General features: G+C 47.1%; 21 protein-coding genes, 1 tRNA gene and 1 other RNA gene. 12 read left to right on the forward strand and 11 right to left on the reverse strand.

The window, feature by feature from the left end:
* Positions 1 to 5,376: a hypothetical protein gene (locus ACZOTW_RS02130; RefSeq protein ID WP_483997371.1), complete on the reverse strand. Its 5,376-nt coding sequence runs from the start codon at positions 5,374 to 5,376 to the stop codon at positions 1 to 3.
* A gap of 86 nt (positions 5,377 to 5,462) precedes the next feature.
* On the reverse strand, positions 5,463 to 6,620 hold the full coding sequence (locus tag ACZOTW_RS02135; RefSeq protein WP_483997372.1) for a S1 family serine peptidase: 1,158 nt from the start codon (positions 6,618 to 6,620) through the stop codon (positions 5,463 to 5,465).
* A 118-nt stretch (positions 6,621 to 6,738) separates the two neighbouring features.
* On the opposite strand from ACZOTW_RS02135, the gene ACZOTW_RS02140 reads away from it, so the two are divergent.
* The 3 genes from ACZOTW_RS02140 (at position 6,739) to ACZOTW_RS02150 (ending at position 9,753) form a co-directional block, all read left to right on the forward strand.
* Complete coding sequence (locus ACZOTW_RS02140; protein WP_177747761.1) at positions 6,739 to 7,833, forward strand: LptF/LptG family permease; 1,095 nt, start codon at positions 6,739 to 6,741, stop codon at positions 7,831 to 7,833.
* Complete coding sequence (locus tag ACZOTW_RS02145) at positions 7,809 to 8,915, forward strand: LptF/LptG family permease (RefSeq protein WP_428040406.1); 1,107 nt, start codon at positions 7,809 to 7,811, stop codon at positions 8,913 to 8,915. Before ACZOTW_RS02140 ends, ACZOTW_RS02145 begins: the two co-directional genes overlap by 25 nt.
* Positions 8,916 to 9,255: 340 nt before the next feature.
* A complete protein-coding gene (locus ACZOTW_RS02150; protein ID WP_483997399.1) occupies positions 9,256 to 9,753 on the forward strand; it encodes a type IV pilin protein in 498 nt (165 codons plus the stop codon).
* Positions 9,754 to 9,823: 70 nt separating this feature from the next.
* On the opposite strand, the gene ACZOTW_RS02155 is transcribed toward ACZOTW_RS02150, so the two are convergent.
* From ACZOTW_RS02155 to ssrA, 3 genes are all read right to left on the reverse strand, one after another.
* On the reverse strand, positions 9,824 to 10,186 hold the full coding sequence (locus ACZOTW_RS02155) for a response regulator (protein WP_177747753.1): 363 nt from the start codon (positions 10,184 to 10,186) through the stop codon (positions 9,824 to 9,826).
* 1 nt (position 10,187) lies between these two features.
* The gene (locus ACZOTW_RS02160) at positions 10,188 to 11,597 is read right to left on the reverse strand and encodes a phosphoglucomutase/phosphomannomutase family protein (RefSeq protein WP_428039781.1); all 1,410 of its coding nucleotides are present in this window, start codon (positions 11,595 to 11,597) and stop codon (positions 10,188 to 10,190) included.
* Positions 11,598 to 11,912: 315 nt separating this feature from the next.
* Positions 11,913 to 12,259, reverse strand: a transfer-messenger RNA (tmRNA) gene (gene ssrA, locus ACZOTW_RS02165).
* Positions 12,260 to 12,356: 97 nt separating this feature from the next.
* Here ssrA and ACZOTW_RS02170 point away from each other — a divergent pair.
* The 4 genes from ACZOTW_RS02170 to pssA all read left to right on the forward strand — a co-directional run bounded on the left by ACZOTW_RS02170 (position 12,357) and on the right by pssA (position 14,429).
* Positions 12,357 to 12,767 carry an NYN domain-containing protein gene (locus tag ACZOTW_RS02170; protein ID WP_428040408.1) on the forward strand — a complete coding sequence of 137 codons (411 nt, stop codon included), beginning with the start codon at positions 12,357 to 12,359 and terminating at the stop codon, positions 12,765 to 12,767.
* A 65-nt stretch (positions 12,768 to 12,832) separates the two neighbouring features.
* Positions 12,833 to 12,915 (forward strand) — tRNA-Leu (locus ACZOTW_RS02175).
* Positions 12,916 to 12,960: 45 nt separating this feature from the next.
* The gene (locus ACZOTW_RS02180) at positions 12,961 to 13,629 is read left to right on the forward strand and encodes a phosphatidylserine decarboxylase (protein WP_483997373.1); all 669 of its coding nucleotides are present in this window, start codon (positions 12,961 to 12,963) and stop codon (positions 13,627 to 13,629) included.
* An 8-nt stretch (positions 13,630 to 13,637) separates the two neighbouring features.
* Complete coding sequence (pssA, locus tag ACZOTW_RS02185) at positions 13,638 to 14,429, forward strand: CDP-diacylglycerol--serine O-phosphatidyltransferase (protein ID WP_177747741.1); 792 nt, start codon at positions 13,638 to 13,640, stop codon at positions 14,427 to 14,429.
* A 56-nt stretch (positions 14,430 to 14,485) separates the two neighbouring features.
* On the opposite strand, the gene ACZOTW_RS02190 is transcribed toward pssA, so the two are convergent.
* Together ACZOTW_RS02190 and ACZOTW_RS02195 are read right to left on the reverse strand one after the other, a co-directional pair.
* Positions 14,486 to 15,400: a magnesium transporter CorA family protein gene (locus tag ACZOTW_RS02190; RefSeq protein WP_177747739.1), complete on the reverse strand. Its 915-nt coding sequence runs from the start codon at positions 15,398 to 15,400 to the stop codon at positions 14,486 to 14,488.
* Positions 15,401 to 15,475: 75 nt separating this feature from the next.
* Positions 15,476 to 16,810, reverse strand: a complete 1,335-nt coding sequence (locus ACZOTW_RS02195) for an alanine/glycine:cation symporter family protein (RefSeq protein ID WP_428045631.1) — start codon at positions 16,808 to 16,810, stop codon at positions 15,476 to 15,478.
* Positions 16,811 to 16,879: 69 nt separating this feature from the next.
* On the opposite strand from ACZOTW_RS02195, the gene ACZOTW_RS02200 reads away from it, so the two are divergent.
* The gene (locus ACZOTW_RS02200) at positions 16,880 to 17,626 is read left to right on the forward strand and encodes a nucleoside phosphorylase (protein WP_428064489.1); all 747 of its coding nucleotides are present in this window, start codon (positions 16,880 to 16,882) and stop codon (positions 17,624 to 17,626) included.
* A gap of 67 nt (positions 17,627 to 17,693) precedes the next feature.
* Here ACZOTW_RS02200 and ACZOTW_RS02205 read toward each other — a convergent pair whose 3' ends face one another.
* The gene (locus tag ACZOTW_RS02205; RefSeq protein WP_483997374.1) at positions 17,694 to 19,184 is read right to left on the reverse strand and encodes a protein kinase domain-containing protein; all 1,491 of its coding nucleotides are present in this window, start codon (positions 19,182 to 19,184) and stop codon (positions 17,694 to 17,696) included.
* Positions 19,185 to 19,248: 64 nt separating this feature from the next.
* Between ACZOTW_RS02205 and murI the strand changes: the two genes are divergently transcribed.
* The gene (gene murI / locus ACZOTW_RS02210; RefSeq protein ID WP_483997375.1) at positions 19,249 to 20,046 is read left to right on the forward strand and encodes a glutamate racemase; all 798 of its coding nucleotides are present in this window, start codon (positions 19,249 to 19,251) and stop codon (positions 20,044 to 20,046) included.
* The gene (locus ACZOTW_RS02215) at positions 20,043 to 20,741 is read left to right on the forward strand and encodes a purine nucleoside phosphorylase YfiH/LACC1 family protein (RefSeq protein ID WP_483997376.1); all 699 of its coding nucleotides are present in this window, start codon (positions 20,043 to 20,045) and stop codon (positions 20,739 to 20,741) included. The genes murI and ACZOTW_RS02215 overlap by 4 nt, the downstream gene beginning before the upstream one ends.
* A 30-nt stretch (positions 20,742 to 20,771) precedes the next feature.
* Here the strand turns inward: ACZOTW_RS02215 and ACZOTW_RS02220 are convergent, their stop codons facing one another.
* Complete coding sequence (locus tag ACZOTW_RS02220) at positions 20,772 to 22,025, reverse strand: cation:proton antiporter domain-containing protein (RefSeq protein ID WP_483997377.1); 1,254 nt, start codon at positions 22,023 to 22,025, stop codon at positions 20,772 to 20,774.
* A 60-nt stretch (positions 22,026 to 22,085) separates the two neighbouring features.
* Between ACZOTW_RS02220 and ACZOTW_RS02225 the strand changes: the two genes are divergently transcribed.
* Entirely contained in the window at positions 22,086 to 23,018 is a 933-nt protein-coding gene (locus ACZOTW_RS02225) for a GGDEF domain-containing response regulator (RefSeq protein ID WP_177747716.1), read from the forward strand.
* Between the two features lie 68 nt (positions 23,019 to 23,086).
* Here ACZOTW_RS02225 and ACZOTW_RS02230 read toward each other — a convergent pair whose 3' ends face one another.
* Positions 23,087 to 23,449, reverse strand: a complete 363-nt coding sequence (locus ACZOTW_RS02230; RefSeq protein ID WP_483997378.1) for a fluoride efflux transporter FluC — start codon at positions 23,447 to 23,449, stop codon at positions 23,087 to 23,089.
* Between the two features lie 65 nt (positions 23,450 to 23,514).
* Entirely contained in the window at positions 23,515 to 25,059 is a 1,545-nt protein-coding gene (locus tag ACZOTW_RS02235; RefSeq protein ID WP_483997379.1) for a phosphoglucomutase, alpha-D-glucose phosphate-specific, read from the reverse strand.
* 111 nt (positions 25,060 to 25,170) lie between these two features.
* On the opposite strand from ACZOTW_RS02235, the gene ACZOTW_RS02240 reads away from it, so the two are divergent.
* Positions 25,171 to 25,869, forward strand: a complete 699-nt coding sequence (locus tag ACZOTW_RS02240; RefSeq protein WP_483997380.1) for an outer membrane beta-barrel protein — start codon at positions 25,171 to 25,173, stop codon at positions 25,867 to 25,869.
* The last annotated feature ends 2 nt before the right edge of the window (positions 25,870 to 25,871 follow it).

Genomic DNA, 25,871 nt, shown 5'->3' on the forward strand with positions numbered 1-25,871 from the left:
TTAAAATTGAATTGTTACATTAGCCGCCACATTGTAGGCAGTGTAATCCTCGGTTTCCACATAGGCGTGGTCGAGCACCGTCAACCCGCCGGAAAGCGTAAAGCGCAAATTTTGCGACATCTCATAATCCAGTGATGTGGTAACATCATACATTTGGTAGTTATCCTTTACCTCTACCGGAGATTTTTTATCCGTATAAGTGAGGGTGGTATTCCAAATCACGCGGTTGGTGGCATTATACATTTTATTTACAAACGGCAATTTAATGCCGCGCGGAATATTAAAATCCCAACGCAAGTTTAAACTGGGAGTAGTGGTGGTTGTGCTTTCGCTGATTTTCCCAGCCACCAGCCACTTATCGTGTGCTGAATACAACACTTTCGGCGTTACGCGCAAAGAACCCACATAAAAAGACGTCTGCGCGGACATATCGCTATCGTGCACGGTCTCCAAACTGGTTCCGGCACGCAGGTCGGTTTTGTCCGAATCTTTGCGCGTAAAATTAAGCACCGTATCAAAATAGTTAAACAGCATAAAGCGCAAATCGCCGCCGTATTGCTTGGTGTATTGTTCGTCAGTTCCCGTATTCGTCTGCTCCACCCAACTGTAACGCAATTTTAGGTTAGATGAACTGAACCAGCGTCCGCCGTAAAAGAATTTCTCCAAGTCGGAAATGGAAAAGGTCATATCCGGCAGGGTTAAACTGGTGGAATCGTACGACGTTCCCGTCTGTTCGTTGGACTGCAAGGTTTTGGTAAAGTTGTTAATCAGCGAAATGGTTTTAAGCGGAGCGGCCGCGCCGCCCATTTCGTAGCGGGCGAGCGGGCTCCAACGCTGGGTAGAGGTAAAAGTATCGCGCAAAATTAAACTCTTGCGGTAGCCGTAATCGCCCACATCTTTTAAAGAACCGCCGCGAATCCACAGCGCCTTGCGGGAGTCAAACCCGCTGTCCACATCAGCCCACGCATCGGCGTCCTGTATGCGGTAACTGGAAGAAATAACCAACGTGTTTAATAATTTACTGTTCGGCAACAGTTCATTTCCGTTAAGCGTTAAGGATATCCCGCCGTCCGCATTGCGGTTGACGGTTTTCACCTCGCCTACACCCACCTCTACGCGAGTGCCGGAAGCGGTCAGCGTTTTGGCGTTTAAGTTGTTGTTTTCCTGCGTGCTGATATTATAACTGACGGACGGAGCCAGCCATTTATTAATCTTCCAAGTACTGTTAAAGCCTGTGTTTTGCGTTAAAGCCTTGGGGTAACTGATATCCTGCTGGGTCGCCGCGGAATATTGGGTGCGGTCCTCCTTGCTTTTGCTTAAACTGTAACTGGGCGTAAAGGTAAAAGAATTATTGGGCTGATACGTTACCTTCATATTCATTTTTTGCGTGTTTTCATCCGTATTATAGTAATTGGCCGATTCCAAGTGTTTGCTCCGGTCGTAATCAATGGACGAATCGGTAATGTGATATCCGGCGGAAATGTTTTTGAAAGAACCCGCCGTATGAGAAAGAGTTGCCCCGTAAGTGCGGGCATCATCCTGGCGCTTCATTACGTCGTATTTTACCTGGTCGGTGGTGTACTCCACGCCGATTTTGGGCAGGTTTTCCTTGATAAAATCGCCGCGCACCATTGTACTTTGGCGGTCCACCTGGCCTTTATCCAATAAACTGACGGTGTTATAATCCTTGGAGTCCGTAATTAGGGGAGTAACCGTGCTGGATTTAGTCAAATTGGCTTCCATCGGGAATTCTTTAATTTTGTTTACTTTAACGAAATATTCCTGTTGGGTAACCTCTTGGTTTTTGGCAACGGAAAGAGGGGTTTCAAAATTACTGTCCTGGTATTTGTACTTAGCCCCGGCACTGCCCCACTCGTCCCACTTTACCACCACATCGCCTTTGTATGCCGTGCCTTCTTTGGTAATAGCACCCGCCAAGTGGATGACGTTGAGCCACACTTCGCCCTGGCTGCCAGAAGTGCCGTTTTCCTTTTGCACCCCCGCTAAAATCAAACTGACTTCCTGGAAGTTTAAAATTCCGTTTGAGGTCCGCACGGGTTCCACCCGCACATTATAGGACGGGTCGGACTGGTTTTCAAAGGTATCGGCAATGCCGTCCCCGTTGGAGTCCACCATTTTTAAGGAAATCAACCGCCAACCGCGGAAGTTGGTCGGCACCACAACTTTATCATAATTGCTTTCCGTACCGACCTTTAAGAAAAATTCCGTACCGTCTTGGTTTAGGGGCGTATCTGTGCCCTGCTGCATTGCTCCGTGAAGCAAAAAGCGCACTTCGCGGTGTTGGCTAAAATCCATAGTGGAAAAGTTACGGTTGGCATACACTTCTTCGTTTTCGCCCAAGGTGGCAGTATTAAATTTGAGGTTTAAGGATTGGTCCAATGCGTTAGCGGAACCGGTGGACTTTTTGTAATTATCCACAGAACCGTACAAGTAATTAAACACCTGCCGGCCGTCGCCCGTGCGGTCTGCAAAAATAGGCTCATAATTGGCATTATCTACGTTATTAATACCTGCAACGGAAAACACGGACGGAGATACATTTTCCTGCGGGTTCCAAGCCGTGCCGGACAAAGACACATTGGCAATTTTAATTTGCCCTTTTAATTTATCCCCTTTTTTAAGTGTAATACGCAAGTGGCGGACCGCGGTCCATTCGCTTTTATCGTTAATGGTTAAGGGAACAGTAAAGGTCTGCCAGGCGGTATTTTCCGCCACATTATCTGCCAAACCGGGTATATCCGCCCCCGCAAAACCGAAATTTCCCTGTGAGGGGATACTTTCCGTATCGTACTTGCCGTTGCCGTTTAAATCCTGCGTATCAATACGTCCGTTAGGCTGGGATTCGGGATTATAGACGTTATTTACAAACGGATTATAGCGGTGCACTTTACTGTCGTCTGGGTGATCTGGATCGTAGTCCGGATCCACAAACGGCCACCCGATATCCTCGTTCGGCGCCAAACTGTTGCGGCAGTAAACATCTTCCGTCTTGGGGGCCAGCCCGCCGCCGCTGCATTGGGTTTCCATACCCATAGAATTATCCGAATATTCCGAAATATTACCAAAAGTAAAGTTCACCTTAGGGCCGCCGGTCTCGCCCAGCATAGTCAGTTCAAAAGAAGTCTTATTGGATAAGTCCAAACCGCTGGTGCTGAGCGGATAGACGATAGACACTTCATCCCGTCCGTCAAAATTGACTCCTTTGGTAAAATCATAATCAATGACAAGCACTTGCTGTTTATCGTTGTAATCGGCAATAGAGTGCGGGTTGATTTCTAACGACGGCAAGTCTTGGGTATCCCAACGGATAGAATTCCAGAACGCACTTTTTCCGCTCGGGTTGGCCGCAATAATCCAATCCCGAAATATACGCGATCCCGCCACCTGCTCGTTGGTTTCGTTCATACTGTCAATCATCGCGTAGCCGAACAGGTTTTGCTTTTTGACACTTTTGGCAACTTCCGCGCTGAAATCCACCGACAAAGGTTCCGCCAGTTTGATATCCTTCCCGTTAATGTCCGCCCCATAAACTAAAAGGTCCTTGGCATAATCGCCTACTTGCGGGACTGTGGTGGGTTTGTCGCCGCCTTCTTTCAGCACGGTGGCCCCCATTACGATTTTATCAAACAGTTTGTAATCTAACCGCCCCCCCATTACGGAGTTGTTGGAGTTAGAGCCGTTGGTCGTATCATAAGTGATATCAATAGTGGAGTTTTCGGTAATTTCATCTCCCTTGTAGAAGGTAATAAAGCCGGAGGTATAGTCAATGTAATAATCGTTGTTGCGTGTTAAGGTGCGTCCGTTTAGTTTAACGGTTTCGGACTGGACGACAATGTCCGCCTCAATAAAATAGGTTTTTACCGTGGACTCGTACTGTATTTTGAACGTCATATTTTTGGAAGACGTCGGCGTAGTGCCGTAAAGGCCTTTATCTTCAAGACGGCTTTGTAAATAAAAGATACCCGTATCAAAATCCATAATAATAGTGGAGGGATAGAGGTAATTCGGGTCCGTAACAGTTTGCCCGTTAGCATCCTGCAACTGCAAAATAAAGTTGCCTTTTCCGTTATCCGGCGTAATTTTTTGCGCACCGATATTGTAATACGTCTTTAACTCCATTTTGGTAGCGGTTTGCTCGGTACCCGAAAGGGTGGATTGGTCGTTTTCGGTTTTGATTAATTTAATAGTATTGGGCGTTCCCCAACTGCTTAATCGGTTGCCCGTCGTTCCGCGGTAGTCCACCGCCAATACGCTTTCCGCCTTAATGGTACGCTTAAAAGTGATGATGCCACTGGCATAGTCTATGGTGTAGTCCGTACCGCGGGTTAAAAGTTCCCATTTTGCATTATAAACCGCACTTCCCATAAAATCGGTGGCATCTAGCGTTATGGGCACAAAATCAGAAGAAGTGCTGTTGTTATAAAAATAAATTTCTTCCGAACCGGGGGAAATGGAACCGATATATGTTTTCCATTGGGAATAGGCATTATCCAGCGCGGTATCACGCGCGTTGTCGGGCACGTTTCCGCCAAAGGTCAAATCGTAATAAGTACGGCGGATATAATCTTTATCAGCCAACGAAACGATTTCCGCCACGCTGCTGCCCACGAATTGCTTTTGCTTGCTGGAACCCTTGGTTTGGGAGCCGATTAAATAGAGGTTAGCGTTCTTATGCTGCAAGTGCATTTTAGCACCGAAAAGTTGCTTTTCGTACGCAATAAACTCCGTCTGCGGCAGGGATAAATTGATATCGCCAAATTCAGCCAGTTGCACCAGTTCCCCCGGCTTGCCGCGGTAAGCCACGGAAATACTTTTTTCCTCTTCCCGCTGGTCGTCGTAGTCAATATCCACAAACACGCGTTCCAAAATTTTACCCTGCATTTTTAACTGCAACTGCTGGTCCATTTCAAAACTGCTGTTGCTGCGCTCGTCCACGCTGTTGTTGTCGTCTTTCTTATATTTTTTAGATGCCATTTTAAAGCCCAGCACATAGCGGCCCGTGAGAGCGATACTCGTGCCGTACAAAGGCAAGGACAAAGTGGGGTTCAAAAGCGTTAAATCGGGAATAGGCTCCGGCTCTTTATCCAGTTTATAAGCCCCCTCCACCGACGTAACCGCCTGCCGCCAAAACTCGTTGGAGTATTTTAACAGGTTTGCGTCGTCTGGCGGGTCCTCCAAGGCCAGTTTCTGTTCCTCTTTGGCTTGCTGGTCTTCCCTAAAAATATCGTACTGGTCCGTATCCACCAGCCGGTACGGAAGCGACTGCGCGCCCGCCGGAAGAGCGAACGTAAATTGCAGGATAAGCAATACAGCCAAGGCTTGGCGCAACAGTTTAATTAGGGGATAAAGCCTCATTGTTTCATTTTATAATATTTGTTTTGACGGCGGGGAACGAAAAAGGAAGCCCCGTCGGCTTCCTTTTAAGTGAAGATATAAAATACCTACGGCTGGTCTATTTCCACCGTAACGGTGCGGTGCAGTTCCCGGTGCTTTAAAATATCCAGTTCCAGCGCATCCCCGGCTTTGGCCTGAGGGAACAACTCTTCCAGTTTGGCGGGGTCAAACGGAGCAGGGTACTGCGGCAGATAGACTTTTTCCTTTACCTTTCCGCGGGAGTTTAACCACCGCACTTCGCCTACGCTTTCGCCGGACGCCACCCAAAATGCCGCACGGCCGTTTAACTTATACTCAAACATTGGAACCATATTTTGCTCGTAATTGCCAATCAACCACGAAAGGGTAAAGCGCGCATCGGCGGCAAAATAGTGCAAGGAATCCTTATGAAATCCGTCAATAATACCTGCCACCTCGCCCGCTTCGTTAAGTACGGGGCTTCCGCAAAGACCGTCCATTTTAAAGGGCGTCTGCTCGCTCTGTATGGTTAGTTTAACGCCTTTGGCGTTAAGAAGCGTTAAATTACTAAGCCGCGCCAATCCCTGCACCGCATACGGGCTACCCCAAGCGGCCAGTTTATCCCCCTCTTTGGGGGCCTGTTTGGCCAGGTGAAGCGGTTTAACAAAATCGGCCGCATCCAACGGAAGTTCTACAATAGACGAATCCGGCGAATTAATGCCATACGCGCCGGAAGCGGACACAAACAAACGCTCGTAATCCCGGGATTCGCCTTTTTCGTTAAATACACGCAAATGCACCATATTGCCCGGGCCACCTACCACGTGATAGGATAAAACCGCATACAGCCGCCCGCTGCCCGAACGGACCACAAAGCCGCTTCCAATTAAAGAACCTGTAAAAATATTGCGCGCTTCCAACAAAGAGGCCCCCATATGCGCTTCGGCAGGTTTTAGTTTGGCCACCTCGCTGATAAGTGCGGTGCGGGCCGATTTGTGTTGCGCTACAACGGCCCTAATTTCGGGCGTCAGCGCAGACACCACCGGAACACGCAAAAGAGGCGTAACCGCCACCGGACGGGCCGTCAACGCCGAGGATAAGGCCTTGGGCAACGCAGACGGCGGAACCTTAACGGAAACTTCAACAGGCCGACTCAACGAAAATATTCGTTTTAGAAACGAGGACTTTTGTGCAAACGCCCCCGGCGCCACAAATAACAGACAAATAAATAAAGTAAAAATTCTCATATTTGTATTATATAATTCTATTTTTCCTTGCGGCCAGGGCCAAAGGGCCTAAGCCCGCTTGGGCACTTTGGCCCGATTTCTCCCCCGGGGTTCGTGATATTTTGTTAGAATAAGATATATGCACATCAGTATTTTTACCAAATACATTGCCAAAAGCCTGCTGACCTTTTTTATCGGCGTGCTGGGGATTTTGACGTTTGTTATCTTTATGAACCACTTTATCCGCGTGCTGGATATGGCGATGACGTACGGCACCAGTTTTGCGTGGATAGTATCTTCGTTATTAAACATTATGCCTGATGTGTTTTGTTTAAGCGCGCCGATGGCCTTTCAAATCGCGATTTTGCTTACGCTAACCAATATGAGTGAACAAGGCGAACTTATCGCGCTGCGCGCGGCGGGATTCTCGTTTAAAGAAATCGTCCGCCCGCTTCTGTGCTGCGCCATTATTTTATCCGTAATTTTAGTAATTATGGGCAACTGGCTCACCCCGCGCAGTTATAAACAGTTTTTAAACCGCCGCAACGAAGCCCGCAGTAAAATTACAAAGGTAAATTTAGAACCTAAGACCTTTTTAAACCTGGGCGAGTGGGATTTGTATCTGGAAGATTTAGACACCAAAACCAATGTGGCGCATATGATCCACTTAATTAAAAAAGCAGACAGCGGGGCCCTTTCCACCAAAGTCAATGCCGCCACAGGCAAGGTGATTTTGACCGACACCGCCATTGGCCTGCAACTAAAAGACGGCCAAATGCAACGCCTGGATGAAAAAGACCAATCTTCTATTATCGCCGCCAATTTTGACGATTATACTATGAGCATCTCGCTTTTAAAGGCGCACACGCGCCGTTTGCGTGTGGGCGAAATGAGCACTACCAAACTATTGCGCCGTCTGCGCGCAATGCCGCTGGACGAAGAAACCGCCAACGAATATAAAACCTCTATCAGTATGCGTAATGTGCTGGCGCTCTCCCCCATTATTTTGTTATTTGTCAGTTGCCCGATTGGGTTTTCCTTGGGCAAACGCACTAATAAAGGTTGGGGTATGTTGTTTAGTGTAATTATCATTTTCTCCTTTTACCTGTTGATGACGTTAGGTCTGTCCTTAGGTAAAAAATATGCTCTTGTGGCCTATCCCGGCCCGTGGCTGCCTATTTTTGTTGGACTCGGCGCGGCATATTACCTGTGGAAAAAGAGGTTAAATATTTAATGCGCATTTATTATTATATCGCCAAAAAATTTTGGGGACCGTTCTTTTTTGCCTTGGGTGTGTTTACCACGTTGGTTGTACTGGGCGACACCTTTGAAAAAATGAAGAATTTAAGCAACGGTACAACCACGATTTTAGATTTACTTTCCTACTCCCTAGCAACTTTCCCCAATTGGCTGACAACCATTATGCCGGTGGCGTGCCTGCTGGGTGCTATTTCCGTCATTTCCGAAATGGTTTCCAACGGCGAGTGGACGGCTTGCGTAGCGGGCGGCTTTGCCCCGCGCCAACTGTTTAAACCCGTTATTATGTGTATTTTAATCGTGGTGGCAGGCACTATGCTGATGCAGGAATTCGTCGTGCCTCCGCTCAATTTAAAAGCCGATAAAATTTACTATACCCGTATCAGCCCGTCGGATTCCTTCAACCCGGACACCGAACACGACGTAGTGATAAAAGTTTCCCCTACGCAAATGCTCTTTGCCAAAGAGGTGGACTTAAAAAAGGGGACTATGACAAAGGTTTCATTGGATACTTACGACGACGCCTGGGATATTGCGGCCCAAATCGTAGCAGACCAAATGGTCTGGGACGCAGACAGCAAAAATTGGCTGTTTTCCAACGGTATTAAGCGTACCTTTGTGGACGAAATGGATACCACCGAACAACACTTTGAACAGGAAGATTCCCCCGTCAGCACCCGCCCGGACGAAATGTCCGTCAATAAAGTAGAGGACAAACTGTTAAGCATACGCGATTTAACCAAGCGTATTAATTTTTATAAACAAAGCGGCCTTGCGCACTATGCCGCGGAAACTATGCGCCAATCGCGCCTGGCTACGCCGTTTGTAACGGTGATTATGTGTTTGCTCGGGATGCCCTTTGCCATTAGCGTACGCCGCAAAAGCAAAATTGTAAACATTATTGCCTCTATGGTGATTGCATTTACGTTTTGGTGGCTGATGTCTATGTTTACGTCTATTGGCGAAAACGGCTACATCAACCCCTTTATTGCGGGCTGGGGGCCGGTGGTATTTTTTAGTACGGTGGTATTTTTTGAATTTAAGTGGATGAAACTCTAACCACTAGCCAAGCCACACAAAAGTTTTTATAATAGTTTTAGTTGTAAAACTGCCCTAAACCAGTTATGTTTAGGATACAATTTGCATCTGTTTTTGGAACCGTATGCAGAATACGGTGCGCTGCCGGGATACCGGCGGCTCAACTCTAATCCAAAAGCAGTCGTTTTAAGCACGGAATAAACGGCTTAATTACCCGTTTGTTTCGTGCTGAGTGCTTTCTGCCATATTTTTATATATGGCAGAAGGCCACGGTTGTTATTTTTGGGTTATTAGAGTTGGCTCAAATATAGCAGCCGTTTTTGTTTGCCTATTTTTCCAAAACAGAGCACAAGGAGAAATTATGCAAACAAACCACTTGGGCTTTACGCTCATAGAATTACTGGTAGTCGTACTGATTATCGGTATTTTAGCCAGCGTTGCCCTGCCGCAGTATCAAAAGGCGGTAGAAAAATCCCGCGCCGCAGAAGCCATACAAAACCTAAAAGTCCTCCGAGACCAACAGGCCTTATGCAGGTTAGCCCAAGAAGACGAAACCCATTGCTGGCAGGGGGAAAATAATAACAATTTGTTTACCAATATAAATATTGAAATAAAAGGAACAGAAACACCTATGTGTGATTACGGCACAACTGTTGGACCTGCAACTAAAAATTTTGAATATTGGGCAGATGCTGAATATATTTTAGCTATCAGAAGACCGTGTGATAAATATCATTTCGAAACAACTTCTTACCAAGGAGATGGTTATATTTCAGGAAATACTGTCGTATGTTATAATGACACCAACGAGAAAGACTGGTGTAAAATGTTTGGTGGAGAAGGTGTACCAATTCATTAACTAATAGGCCCCGGGGAAAATTTCCCCGGGGCTTGTTGTTGGTTGTTGGAGCAAAATTAAACAAACGGTTTTAAGAGCGGCTTACGCGGTCTATTGCCGCCAACAAATCGTCCGTATCAAACGGCTTATACAGCACACCGTCCGCGCCCAAGCGTTCGGCCTCTTCCAAAATAGAGTCTTGCCTTAACCCCGTTACAATCAGCACTTTAACCTGCGGGGCCATTTTTTTCAATTTCGCCAAAATATCCAAACCGTTTTCCGTCGGGAAAAACACATCCAGCAAGATAAGGCCCGCACCGCTACCTTCCAGTTTGGAAAACAATTCCGCCGAACCGCCCGCTTCAAACACTACCTCAAAGCCGGAGGATTCCAGCACATTTTTAATGGCGGAACGCAAGATAACAGAATCATCTACTAATGCGATTTTTAACATATTATTTTACATACGGGGCCATTAATTTTTCCCCAAAATCTAACAATGCCTGCGTGTCTTTTTTAGTGGCCGTTTCGGCATACACGCGCAACAGCGGCTCCGTGCCGGACGGGCGCAAAAGCAACCACTCGTCATTTTCAAAAATAATTTTTAATCCGTCAAAAGTAAGCGTTTCGGCAATGCGCTGCCCGTTGATTTTTTTCGGTAATTTCTTGCGCATTTTTTCCGCCATTACGCCCTTATCCACCGGTTTAGCCAAGGGCAAATCGCGGCGCATATATACAGACGCACCATATTCTTCGGCCACTTCGGCACACAGTTCGCTGGACTTTTTGCCTGTTTGGGCCATAATGTCCAAAAATGCCAGGGCCACCGTCAGGCCGTCGCGGTCCGGCAAATTGCCCTTCCAGGCAAATCCGCCCGATTCTTCCACTCCAAAGGCCACATCATCCAAATTCATACGCTCGGCCACATTTTTAAAACCCACACCGACTTCCTCAAACAGCATTTCGTGTTTGCGGGCAATACGTTTCAGCAGATAACCCATAGAAACGGTTTGTACAATTTTCCCGTCTAATTTTTTGTGTTTAATAAAATAGTCGCACAGTACGGCGGCAATCACACACGGGGTCAAATAGGTGCCCTTTTCGTCAATTAAGGCTACTCGGTCGCCGTCGCCGTCAAAGGCTACACCCAAGGCGGCCTTTTTGGCTACCACTGTTTTTTTAAGTTCGGTCAAATTCTTTTCCACCGGTTCGGGCTGTTCTCCGCCAAAAGTAGGGTCGTGTTCGGCGCGCAGGGCAATGACCTGTTTTTCGGGCAGGAACTTTTCCAAATAACCTGACGCCGCACCATACATATAATCCATTACCACTTTACCTTTAAAGGTTTTTAACTTTTTGGCATTAATATGGCTGGCTACATATTTTAAATACACGTCGGTAACGTCCTTTTTGTCGGCTTTTTGTCCGTAAAGGAGCAGCACGGAATTTTGGTCCAGCAATTCCTCCACTTCTTTGGTAACACGCGCCGGAGCCGAACCGCCCGCCAGTTTAATTTTAATACCGTTATAGTTGGCCGGGTTGTGGCTGGCCGTAACCATAATGCTCATCCAACATTTACTTAAACTTAAACACGCGGCCACCGGGGAAGAAATGGGGCTGGCCGAAAGAGTAACATCAATTTTGTTGGCACGGAAGATACTTGCAATATCGGCGGCAAACAAGTCCGACATAAAACGCCTGTCGTAACCGACGAAGATTTTAGGGGCTTTGGAGCCTTCCTCTCCCGGAGCATTTTCGTTGATATAATCTGCCAAAGCCTGTGCCATACGGCGCACGTTTTCAAACGTAAAATCCCAAGCAATCACGCCTCTCCAACCGTCGGTGCCGAACTTAATTTCAGATGCCATACTTTCTCCCGTTAAAAATATTAAATCTATAATGTCTTGCAATTTCCGTATTGTTGTTTCTATCTTTAAAACGCAACCTTTGGAACCGTCTATAAAAATTATTTTAAAGATGACAAAATTTTTACTTGTCTGAGCCGCTTAGGCGAGTTGTAAAAATGTCCTTTAAAATAATTTTTATGGTTCCCCGGTTGCGTGGTCTTTTTCGTTCTTTTTCTGCCACCAGAAAAAGGACAAGAACCTTTTTGCTTACTTTTTCTGCAATGAGAAAAAGTTACAAGATATTTTTTGAAACTTCACTTTTTTAATAAAGCAAAAAAGTGGAGGTGGGGGGATTCGCACCCCCGTCCGAACATCTTCTCCATCCGGGCACTACAAGTTTAGCCTTGCTTAATTAACCGCAAACTAAGCGCAAGGCGGCATGTTTGCGGTTTAGTTCGTTGGTCTTATGCAAAGCCGGACGAACTGCGCCTGCTTTGCAGCATTCCATATATTGACCGCAATCCGCTAGCGTATGGAAGACACCAGCGGCGCGGTGGGACTAAGCGTTAGCCCAAGCGACTTGATTGTCGTTAGTTATTTTTGTGGCCCTATTTTAGCCGGCCTGGCCAACCGGCACTTGCTCCCGGGCGGCAACAGATACCCGTCGAATCTATTACACCCCCGTAAAATACGGAAATTGTCAAAGAACGCTTCCTGTGAATTAGCATTATATTGTATCATTTTCTTATAACAATTTTGGCAAAGAAAGGCAACCTTATTATGTATGTAAGCACAAAACCGACTATATATTTGATTGACGGGCTGAATTTGGTACGCAGTTTTTTATACGAATTTGCCCGCACGGAAGAAGAAGTAACCGCAGATTTTTTGGATTTTTTGGCCGATATCTCGCAAGACGAGCATTACGCAATGCACCAATACGAAGTGATTTTTGACGGCTCTTTCCGCCCAGTAGGCCCGCTTTACCGCGGGGGTGTGCATATTTCTTTTTCGGAAGAAGACAGCGCCGACCAAATTATTTACGAACGCGCGGACTATTTAAGCCAAAGCGGCCAGCGCGTCATTGCAGTAACCGACGACAGAATATTACAAGAATCCTTAAAAAAATTAGGTGTAAAAACACTGTTTTGCCGTAAATTTTACAACGGGCTTAAAACATTTGACAAGTAATTTTCGGGCGGCAATATAAAAAAATGTACAAGTGCGTGTTTTTTTGTTAAAATAAATCTATAAGAGGGCTGGTGGCGGAATGGCAGACGCGACAGACTTAAAATCTGTTGACCGCAAGGTCGTGGGGGTTCAAGTCCCCCCCTGCCCACTTAAAAATCCTGCCATTTAATTACACCCACCAGTACGAAAAAATATGTTAGAAGACATCAACCGTACACTTGCCAAATGTTTTGGCTGGGTTAGCACAGTTTTGCCTTTGGGGCTTAAATTTTTTGCAATCGCCGTGGCTGCGGCTGCGGTCTTTTTGTTTTTTGATTTCCGCGTGCTTGGCCTTTTATTCTTGCTGATTGGCTGTTTCTGCGCATTCTTCTTCCGCGACCCGAAACGTGAAACCATATTTACTGATGACGAAATCGCCTGCCCGGCAGACGGCACCGTTCTTTCCATAAAAACAGAAGATGACCCCAACTCCGTTGTGGTGCGCATTTTCCTGTCTATCTTTGACGTTCACGTCCAACGCGCGACCGTAAACGGAAAAATCGGCGATATTTTTTACAACAAAGGTACTTTCCTGTTTGCAAACAACCCGGAAGCAGACAAAAACGAACGCAACCTTATTCAAATTTTTAAAAACGGCGACCCCGCCCGTTTTGCCCACGTGGAACAAATCACGGGTGCTATTGCGCGGCGCATTGAGTGCTGGGTCAGCCCCAAGCAAGACATTAAAATCGGCGGGCATTTGGGGTTGGTGCGTTTCGGCTCCCAAGTGGCTGTATATCTGCCCAAAGAAAAAGTGCGCGTATTGGTAAAAGAAGGCCAAAAAGTGCAGGGCGGCATTACCGTGTTAGGCTTGTGGAAATAGAGGATTTTATGGAAGAAAATAAAGAAACCAAGGTCGTTGAAAAGTTGAAACACACCGGCGCAATGACGGCTCCCTCGCTTTTTACGTTGGGGAATTTAGCGTGCGGTTTTTTCTCCATTTTGGCTGCCTCCAAAGGAAACTTTGCGCATGCCGGGTGGCTGATTTTATTCGCAATGGTATTTGATATGTTTGACGGCCGCGTGGCCCGCCTGCTCGGCGCAGAAAGCAACTTTGGTGTGGAAATGGATTCCTTGGCAGATGCGGTTTCCTTCTGCACGGCTCCGGCCTTGCTAATGTATTTCTTTGTACTGCATACGCAGCCCTTGTGGGGCGCACCCATTGCGTGCGTGTACGCCTGCTTTGGCGTCTTGCGCCTGGCTAAATTTAACGCAATGGCCTATGCAGGCCAAGGTTCTAAAAAGTATTTCTCCGGGTTGCCCACTCCGGCGGCGGCGGCTATTTTGGCCTCGTTTGCCATTTCTTACAGCATTATGCTGGGTGATATGGGCGGAAGAAATATTCACTTTTTAGCCTTGTATTTGCCGCACCTGTACAATTTTGTATGGTTTGCTATGCTTGTATTGTCTTTATTAATGGTATCCAATATTCCGTATGCCGCCTTTAAGGCCAAACGCGAAAAACGGTTAAGCGTATGGGTGTTACTGCTGATTGTATTTTTGGTTGTAATGCTGATCCGCTTCCCGCAGGACGTGATTTTTATCGTGTTCTCGCTCTATGTAGTATTCGGCTTGCTAGCCGTACTGTATCGGGCATTTAGAGGCATTAAAGTAGAAAAATAAATTTGTTTGTCTAAAAAACCCGGGGCCATTTAGACCCCGGGTTTTTTAGGTAAAACTTACCAGTTTTTGTGCCGCCAATAAATCATCACCAGCCATACCAAAATCAAACATACGCCCATAATCATCCAAAAGGCGTCCGGGTGGTTGGAGAGCGGCAAAGCCACGTTCATACCGTAGGCACTTACTACTAACGTAGGCACCATCATCCAAATAGTAATGACGTTTAGTTTTTTAATCAGCAAGTTTAAATTGTTGTTGACGATAGAAGCACGTGCATCCAATAACTGCGCCAAAATGTTGGAATAAATATCCGCCTGCGTTTTGCATTGCATATTTTCTACAATGATGTCATCCAACATTTCCTCATCTTTTTCGTCAAAACCGATACGGGCGGAAAGGTTGCGCGTTTTTTCAAACACAAACCCGTTGGAGGTAATAGCCTCGGCGTAGTACACCAAACTTTTTACCAAACTAAACAGGTTTAACAAATAGGTATTATCCACAGACTCGGTGATTTTATCTTCAATTTCCTCCGAAATCATATGAATAATACGCAAGTGTTCCACATAGTGTGAAATAGAGTTATACACCAGTTTCAAAAAGACTTCTTTAATAGACGATACCGAGTGAAACCGTTTGCCCACAAACAGCGGAATATCTTCCGCCAGCACCACAATTAATTTATCTTCAAATAAAAACATACCAACAGAAGCGACCTTAAATTCCAACTGGTCTTTGCCGGAATAATTTTTGGGCCGTTTATAAATCATTGCAATATGTTCAGGCTCAAACTCTAAACGAGGCAATTCATCCGGGTCTAGGGAAGATGCCAATGTGTGCTCGTCAATTTGATAGGACTCCACCAAAAACCGCTGCTCGTCCACCGTCGGGTTTGTATATAAAAATACCTGCGCGGAAGACGAATCTGTTTCCAGCAGTTTTTTATCTTTTATTTCATATTTTTTAAGCATTTTACGCCTCTGGGCCGGATGATATATACTTAAATGATACCACCTACAAACCGCCTTGTAAAGTTTTTTGCCGTCTTATTTACGGGCAAAAGCCAACTCTTGGGCTAAATAAGTTTTTGTTTCGCCAAATACCACCCCGCGTAACAACCACAGGGACAAAATATTTGGCACGCACATTACAGCAATCGCAGTATCGGCCAACTCCCATACCAATTTAGGGCTCAAAAAACCGCCCAAACACATCATTAAAAGCCATAAGACATATATGGGTTTCTCCACATTTACCCCCAGGCAAAATTGGGCCGACTTGGCTGTATAATAACTCCAACCAACCAAGGTGGAAAACGCAAACAGCGTAAGCGACATAAGCAGAAAATACGACCCGCCCGGCAAAGTGGAAAAAGCACTTTGTGCCAGTTGCGCCCCAAACAGCGTACCGCTCTGCCAATCGCCCGCCACTACCACCGTTACCCCCGAAAGTAAACAAATAACCAGGGTGTCCCAAAATACCGTTGTTGCCGACACCAACCCTTGGCGCACCGGATTGGGTGTTTGGGCAGCCGCCGCCGCAATCGCGCCGCTACCGCTGCCGGCTTCGTTAGAAAGCACCCCGCGTGAAACGCCGTAGCGCACCGCTTCTTTTAGTGTTATTCCTATTGCCCCGCCTACTAATGCTGTACCGCTAAACGCGCTTTTAAAAATACAAACCACCGCCCACGGGAATTTTTCCCAATGCAAAATAAGCACGGTCAAGCATAACACTATATACAACACCGCCATTCCCGGCACCAGCCATTTGCACAGCGCGGCAATTTTACGCACGCCGCCTAAAATCACGCTTCCAGTCAGCACGACAAGCACCGCCGTAGTCAAATAAGCAGGCACACTAAAAACAGAGCCGTAAATCGCCGCCAAAGAATTGGTTTGAATAAGCGCATCGCCAAACCCCATTAGGGCCGTAGCCGCCGCAAAAATAAGGGCGGTCTTCTTCATATTAAGCCCGTTTTTCAGCACATACATCGGGCCGCCGACATATTCACCCGCTTCGTTTGTTTCGCGGTATTTAACGGACAGAACCGATTCGGCATACTTAGTCGCCATCGCCAAAAAGGCGGAAAGCATCATCCAAAAGAGTGCCCCCGGCCCGCCTGTGGATACCGCCGCGCTGACGCCCACAATGTTGCCTGTTCCCACCATAGCGGCCAAGGCCACCACCAATGCCCCGAAACTGCTGATAACACCCGCTGAGCGGCTTTTTTTGATAGAAAGAGAAATCGCGCTAAATAAATGTTTTTGGATAAAGTGCAATTTACAGGTAAAATACAAACTAATGCCCACAATCAAGGCGAGCATCGGCGCACCCCATAAGAACGCGTTTAAACGGACAATTCCCTGCGTAAAACTTTCCATAAACAAATACTCTCTTTTTTGTATAGTATATATGTGTGCAAGCGCACAACTCTAAAATTTTACAAAAATATGACTATCTTATTTCCAAAAAATAAAAAAGCCGCACTAAAAGAAATCTCCACCCCCGCCGGTTATGTAAACCACGTTGCCGCCGGGCTGAAACTGCCGGGCAAGGCTGTTTTATGCCCTATTTCCTCCTTAACTCGCTATGTAGAAAGCCATGCCAAGTATAAAAAATATAATTGCGAGGCAGACATTTACGTTTTGGAAGGACAAAATTTGTGCTATGTAACCAATTTCGGTTCCGGCGCGCCGGGTATGGCAATGGCCTTAGAGGTGTTAATTGCCTTAGGCGTAAAGGAATTTGTGTTTATCGGGCTTGCCGGCTCGTTGCAAGAAGAAGTAGAGCCGGCCGACATTGTGCTTGCAAGCGAAGCCTTGTGTGATGACGGCACTTCTCCCTGTTACACCAATAAAGAGACCGCCAAACCCTCCAAGACGCTTTTTAGCAAACTTTCAAAGCAGTTGGAAGCAGACGGTAAAAATTTTCATACCGGGCGAAACTGGACAACAGACGCAATCTTCCGCGAAACCAAAGCCGAGGTAAAACACTATCAAAAAGAATCCGTTTTAACGGTGGAAATGGAAACGGCTGCCTTTTATGCCATTTGCGCCAAACGCAAGGCACAGGGCGCGGCGGCCTTTGCCGTGAGCGACGTACTAGCCCGCTACAAATGGGAACCGCACTTTGGCGAAAAGTCCATTTTCCGCGCACTAGAAGATATTTTTATAGCCGCCCAAAAAGTGCTGAAATAGTTTTATTCGCCAGAGAAAAGCCCCGGGGCAAATCTCCGGGGCTTTTTATTTGGCACAAAAAACAATTTTAATAGTGCGTCCGTTCGGGGTCTTCGGGCAACGGCTCAATGGCTTCCAATCGGCTCCAAAACTCGTCAATAGACTGAATACGCTGTTTGGGGTCCTCTTTCAGCGCATCTTCCAACAGTTGGTCCACAGCCGGGGGAATATCCGGCGCCAGTTTGGAAACCGGCACAATTTTTTTATTGGCGATATCAAAACCCTTTACCGTCCACGGCACTTGCCCCACCAAGGCTTCATACAAACACAAAGCCAAGGAATACACATCACTCTGCTTGCGCATAAAGCCTTTCTGCTGTTCCGGCGCCATATAAGCAGGCGTTCCGGCCACGGTGCGGGCGCCCGTTTCGTGGTCCACGGACTTTTTGGCAACGCCAAAATCCATCACTTTGGCTTTGTCGTCATCAAAAATCATAATGTTACCGGGCTTCAAATCGCAATGGATAATATCCTGCGAGTGCGCATAGTGCAAGCCGCGGCAGACATATTCAAAAATCTTTTTAGCCTTGGAAAAGGGCAAACGTCCGTCAATATCCAAACGGGTTTCCAAGGTTTGCCCGTCCACATATTCAAACACCAGGTAGAGCGCACTTTCGGACTCAATAACCGTATAAATTTCCACAATGCACGGGTGGCGCAGCAAGGCCACCATACGCGCTTCGGACAAAAATTGCTCGCGCACATAAGAACTGCGCACCAATTCCGGGCGCACGCGTTTGATAGCCACCTTGCGCTTTAAAACTTTATCATAAGCCTCGTAAACTTTACCCATACCGCCTTCGCCGATTTGGCGGATAAAATCGTACTGTTCTTTTACATCCACTTCGCGGCGACTGAAAGCATTTTTCGGCTGGCGGAAGACATCTTCATAACGCCAATATACAAACAGCAATACCGCCACAAACACCGCTAAAAAGTACAGCGTTACCCAACGCGGTGCGGGCTTTTTGGCCGCTGTTGGCGTGGTTACATCATTGGCTGTTTTAGAGGCTGTTTTTTCGTTTAATTCCAGTTGTAATTTTTGCGCCAGACGGGAGGCGGGATTCAGTTTTAAGGCCATATCCGCATCTAACCGTGCGCGCTCATAATTTTGCTGTTGCAAATAGGCCCCCGCACGCAAGATATAGGCGCGCGAGTCCTGCGGGGCTACGGCAATCGCCTGTCCGGCCGTATAAATAACATCATCATATTTTGTCAGGCCATCATACGCAATCGCCAAAATCAAATGGAAGCGGTTATCTACAAAATTTTTAGCGGTTAAATCATTTACGCGCTTGATAGCCTCTTGGAATTTTTGTTGGCGGAGCAAATCGTTTAAGCGGGCAATTTCGGCATTGCGGGCAGCCTGATTGAAAACAGCCGCATTGGGGGCCGGCGTTGCGTGCGACGAGAAATTTCCCCCCACCAAAAGCGGAGCACTTTGGTTTTTGGGCGCGGCAAACGCGCTTGTGGACAAGCACAGCGCAACCATTAATAAAAACAACGCCTTTTTCAGCATAAGGATATTCTAGCACAAAGAAAGGCCTTTGTTCCAACCGATATATAATTACTATAATAAGCATATGACAAAAAAAGCGATTGGCGTGTTTGATTCCGGGCTGGGCGGGCTGACAATTTTAAATGCACTGCGCCGCACCTTGCCGCACGAAAATTTAATTTATTTCGGCGATACCGCCAATGTGCCGTACGGTTCCAAATCCAAAGAAGCCGTAACGCGCCTATCCCTGGCCATAGGCCGCTTTTTACAGGAGCAAAACGTCAAACTGATTGTGGTGGCCTGCAATACCGCCTCGGCCCAAGCATTAGACGAACTGAAAAAGAAACTTGCCGTACCTGTTATGGGTGTAATAGAACCCGGCGCCACCAAGGCGGTCAGCGTTACTAAAAACGGACATATTGCCGTACTAGGCACAGAGGGCACCGTAAACAGCAAGGCTTATCCCAAGGCACTTTTAAAAAAACTCCCCAACGCCCATATTATTCAGCAGGCTTGCCCGCTGTTTGTGCCACTCGTGGAAGAAAACTGGACGAACAAGCCCGCCGCCGAACTGATTGCGCGCGAATATTTGCTTCCTATACAACAGAGCAGAGCCGACACCGTTATTTTGGGCTGCACCCATTATCCGGTACTAAAAGAAGTATTAGCCCGCATTTTAGGCGCACAAGTCAATTTGGTGGACTCCGCCGACACCTTGGCCGAAGCCGCGCAAGTTTTCCTACGCAAGCACCATTTAGCGCAAACCTCAGGAAAAGGACGCATAACCGTTTATGCCAGTGATGCCCCGCAACGCTTTAAAAGGCTGGCGCAAATTTTACTGGCGGATAAAATATCCACGGTGCATTTAAAAAAACTTTTATGAAAATTTACGCAGATAACCAAATGCTGGCAGCAGGTTTAATTGGCGGGACACTTTCGCGCCAGACAGGCAATATGCGCGAAACTGCCCTCCAAACGCCCATTTATCAGGAGTTGGATATCCCGCCGGAAAAAATTTTGCATTTTCACCAAACGCACAGCGATAAAATTATTTTTATTTCCTCGCCTGACGAAGCCCGGACTTTTGCCCAAAAACCGCTCCAAGAGGCTGATGCGTGGGTATTTACTAACTGCCCGGGGTGGGGAGCGGCTGTTTTAACCGCAGATTGCGTACCTCTATTTTTATGGGACAATACAGCCTCCTCTTTTGCGCTCGCCCATTGCGGGTGGCGCGGGGTTGCTAAAAAGTTGCCCTACAAAACCGCTTTGGCCTTAAAACAAGCCGGGATAAAAAATCCGCTTTTCGCCTTTTTGGGGCCGCATATCCAAAAGTGCTGTTTTGAAGTACAGACGGACACCTCCTGCCAATTTTCAGCCCAAAGCGTACTTCACCAGGACGGTAAGATTTTTGTAGATTTAAATGCCGAAATACGCTTGCAACTGGAACAGGCCGGACTAGTGCCCGAAAATATCCACGCGCCTAACCGTTGCACTTGTTGTGATAAGGAAAATTTCTTTTCGTGGCGGCGCGACCACATTAGGCAAAATTTGCTTTCCTTTATTTACAAACCCTTGTAAAAATGCCCCTGTTACGGGGCATTTAAACTCTTATTTGCTTTCCGGCGGGAGCGCCTGCGGGCCTGTGTGCCGGCGAAAGAAGGAATCACTAAGCCATTTAAGCCCGCCTTTCTCTATACGGAAGGACATCAGGTTGGACCCGATTACGCTAAAAAAGATGACCGCATAAATTACGTCTTGCACCACGGAACCGTCCGGCAGTTGGGAGGCTATCATAGCCGCCAACACCGCGCTGACAAGCCCGTTGGGGCACATAGCCAAAACAGCGGAACAATCCTCGCGGGATAAGTCTTTTGACAAACAATAATTTACCACCGGAGCGCGGAAGATAAATTTGGCTGCCGTTAATATAAAACCAATAGCCACCAAATCTAACCGTCCGATTCTCATACAAATACCCATATATACAAAGAAAAGCGTTTTAAAGATAAACTCTACTTCCTCAAAAAACACCTTTTCCCCGTTATTTAAGGTAAGCAAATTACGGAAATCTAACCGCGGCAGGCGCAACCGTTTGATAAGCCGCATATTCCCCGCCACCACGCCAAATGCGAGCGTAGCAATCGCCCCGTCCCCGCCGATAATGCCGCTGACGCTGTACACCAACAGCACAAACGCAAAGGTAAGCGAAATGGCATTTTCCAATCGGCGCACGCGGTTTAAAATACTCATCCAAAACACTCCGGCTGCCAACGCAAAAACAATACCGATAGCAAAAGATTTGATAACATCGGACACCAAGATAGCCGCAGTTAATGTTTCCCCGTGCGAGGCCGCCGACAAAAGCGCAATCGCCAGCACAATGGAGTAAACCCCTGTTAAATTGGCCTCCAAAAACAAAATGGTTTTGGAAGTTTTGGAAACCTGCAATTTAGCAAGCAAGGGCGAAATAATAGCCGTAGAGTTATCCGCCACAATCACGCCGATAATCAGCGCATAGATTTGCGGCACTTTTAAAAGTTCCTGCGCCAGAAACGCAATCACCAAAGTTACCAACGCAAAGCAAACCGTAGTTAATAAAAGCCCCTGCCCTACGGCTCCGCGCAAGGACAAAATCCTAAATTCCAGTCCGCTTTTAAACAACACCACAATCAGGGCCAATGTGGTAAAAATCTCGCCGGCTTGGCCGAAAGACTGCGGGTCAACTAAATGGAGCACCGGCCCCATCAGCATCCCCAACACCATCAGGGGTAACACGTCCGGCAGGCGCGTTTTTTCAAACAAAGAAGAAAAGATATGCCCCAATACAAGGAGCAAACCGATAAATAAAATGGCATAGGTCATATATTTATTATACGAAAAAGGGCTATTGCACAGGACAGGAATATTTAATTAAATATCCCTATGGAACACAATGCAAAAATTTTACTGGCGGACGATTCTCACGCTATCCGCTTTTTAGTTTCGGAAATTTTAACCAATGCCGGGTTTACTGTAATAGAAGCCGAAGACGGCCAGGAAGCCATTGATAAAACCTATAAAGAAAACCCTGATTTGTTGATTTTAGATTACGAAATGCCCCACAAAACGGGCTTTGACGTAGTCCGCGAGGTCCGCAGCCGCACGGGATATTTGCACACGCCGATTATTATTTTTACCGCGGTGTCGGACAAGTCCACCAAATTGGAAGGATTGGGCTTGGATATTGACGATTATCTAACTAAACCTGCCGACGAGGACGAAATTGTCGCGCGCGTAAAACTGTTATTAAAACGCAATAAGCAAAAAATGGATTGCAATCCGCTTACGCGCCTGCCGGGGAACCCTTCTATCCAAGCCCGCGTGGAACAGGAAATTTCCTCCGGGCGGACTTTTGCCGTTCTGTACTGCGATTTAAACAACTTTAAGTCCTTTAACGATAAATACGGCTTTGAAGCAGGCGACCGTGTGTTAAAAACCGAGTCCCAAATTATTGTATCTGCCGCAATGCAGGACCCGGCCTCTTTTGTAGGGCATATAGGCGGAGACGATTTTATTGTCGTTTGCTCCTTTGATAAGGCGGACACAATTGCCCAAGAAATTACGTCCAAAACAGATGCCGTTGCTCCCTCTTTCTACAACGAAGAGGACCGCACCAACGGATATATGATTTCCACCAACCGCAAAGGCGAAACGGAAAAGTTTAATTTCCTTTCTATCGGTATCGGCATTGTGCATAACACCAAAAAACCGCTTACCTCGTTTGCAATGGTCAGCAATATCGGCAGTGAACTTAAATGCTTGGCTAAAAAGCACGAAAACGGCAGTTTTTATGTAATGGACCGCCGCGGCGCTTGATTTGGAAACAACTACAAAGGCCCGGCTCTTAACGGGCGCGGGCCTTTTTTTCATAAGAAAAATTACCTCTATAACATTTGGTGCAACTTACAGCCGCCCCACACCGCCGCCAAACAAACCAGCACGTTTAACAGCACATTAAGCCCAGCCCAAACAAATTCCCGGTTGTGGTACAGCGTAAGCGTATCCAAAGAAAAAGAGGAGAATGTCGTAAACCCGCCCAATACACCTACTATCAAAAACAACCGCCCGGGGTGGGTGGCAGATTCAAAATACGGAGCCAAAAACCCTATCGCCAAACTCCCCAACACATTTACGGTGAGTGTAGCCCAATGCCCGCGCCACGATAACGCAGCGGCCAACACTGTAACACCGTAACGCAAAGAAGCCCCGGCAAAGTCGCCCAAACCGACATATAAAAAATTCATCATATTGCTATTTTACCCAAACAAAAGGAGCGGGCTACCAAGACCGCTCCCTATAAATATTTTCCTTTTTAAGCCAACAGCCGTTGGGCTTGTCTGATGAGTTCGTCCAAGTGTTTCTGGCTGATAAAGGTTTCGGCATAGATTTTTAAAATATTTTCCGTGCCGGAAGGGCGCACCAACAACCACGAGGACTGCAAATAAATTTTAATGCCGTCCGTATCACGCACGCGGGTTACCCGTTCGCCCGCCACTTGTTGGAGCGTATCAAAATCGGCCGATTTTAAGCCCTTTACACGCTTTTTGGTGGCCTCATCTGTCGGGATATCCACACGCGTATAATAGGGAGTGCCATACTTGGCGGTCAGCCCGTCATACAGCGCAGCGATATCGCCTTCTACGGCGGTAATTTCCATTAACAGACATACCGCCAAAATACCGTCCTTTTCCGGGGTCCAACCGCTGACGGACATTCCCGCGCTTTCTTCGCCGGCCAATACATATTTGCGCTTTACAATGCCCTCCACAAAATATTTAAAACCGACATTTACTTCATCCAATTTTAGCCCATACCCTGCCGCAATCCGGTCCAACAACGACGTTGTACCCAAGGTTCTACCAATGGAACAGGCTTCGCGCACCTTTTGGTGGCGGTATAAATAATCTGCCATTACGCACAAGGCGTGGTTCGGCGGAATCAAACCGCCCTTTTTGGTCGCGCAACCGAAACGGTCCGCGTCCGGGTCGCTGGCGCCGGCAAAATCGTAAGTGCCGTCTTCCACCAATTTGATAAGCGGCGACATAGGATATTTAGACGACGGGTCCATACGGATTTTACCATCGTGGTCAATCGGGATAAAGTAGAAAGTCGGGTCCTGTACCTTGCTGACAATTTCCATATTATCCAAATGGTAGGTTTTCTTAATGGCTTCGTAAAAAGCCAAACTGCTTCCGCCCAATGGATGTATAGCAAATTTAAGCGGGGAAGCGGCAATCTTTTTAAAATCAATAAATTTAGACAAGGCAGTAACATAAGGGGTAACCAAATCTGCCTCGCGCACAAGCCCTTTTTCACGCGCCTGCGCCAACGGCAAGGTTTTTATTTCTTCCTGATGAGCCATATAATAATTGGCATACTTTTCAATTTGACCCGTTACCGCAGCATCCGCCGGCCCGCCGTTGGACGGGTTGTATTTAAGGCCCATATCTTGCGGCGGATTGTGGCTGGCGGTACCGTTTAACGAGGCACTCGCACGTCCGCTAATAATTTCAAATGAAAAAACCGGCGTGGGTAAAGGCATATCGGGCAAAATAACGGTTAGTCCGTTTCCGGCTAACACCTCCGCGCACAAATTGGCCGTATCACGCGACATTAAACGCGTATCCCCCCCTACCAAAATAGGCCCTTCAATATGCTGCTCCTGATGAATCCGCGCTACCGCCTGCGCAATCGCGCGGGCGTGCAATGCACAAAAACCCGTCCCCAAACTGCCCCGGTGGCCGGAGGTGCCGAATTTCACAGGCACAGGTGTACCTTGCGGGTTAAAAAATTGTTCTCTTAATGCGTTTACGTCAATTCTTTCTTTTGTCAGAGTTCCGGCTAATTCGCTTACCATAATTCACTCCTGGGCGGACGGCTTCTACTCCGTACCCGCCGGACGGGTTGCACATCCCCCCGTCATTTTCTATCATATTATATATCTTGAAATTTCGCAACGGAGAAAACTATGAAAAAACTCTTCACCCTTTTGTTCGCTTTCTTCACCTTGGCAGGCTACGCTTCCGCCACCAATATCGCAGACGATTTCCGCGCGCATTATTCCGCGGCTTCCGACTTATCTGCCTATAATAAGGACATTAACGCTATGATTGGCGTGGCCGATTTTCACACCGGTAAAGGCACTACGTTCCCGGGGTTTGATATCGGGGCAACATTAAGTGCCGTAAAACCCTCCGACAAGAACAATATTACTACTGACGATTACCTGTATGCCGGTTTTATTACTGCCGAAACCAAAATTCCGGTGCTGGATTTGGGGGTAGTGGTGCGCGGTACGGATATGAACGGTTTTCAATCTTTGGGCGGCGGATTAAAATATCATTACAATTTATTTGATACGATTCACTTGTCCTTGGCTGGTTTTTATGACCGCGGCAAGACTGATTGGTACACCACCGACCATTACTCTGCCTCCGCCGTGGCCTCTATGAACGTGTTGTTCTTTACCCCGTATGTGGGCGTGGGTTACGACTATGGCGAACTGAAAACCAAAAACCTGGGTGCAGAACGCTCCACCAAGGACGGAGCCGTACGCTATACGGCAGGCGTAAACGTAAAACCGTTCCCGTTTGTCTATATGTTTGGCGCTTACACTTACACGGCTGACAACCACGCCTTACAAGGCGGCATCGGGCTGAACTTTTAACC

This window comes from Candidatus Avelusimicrobium sp. (assembly GCF_056976295.1).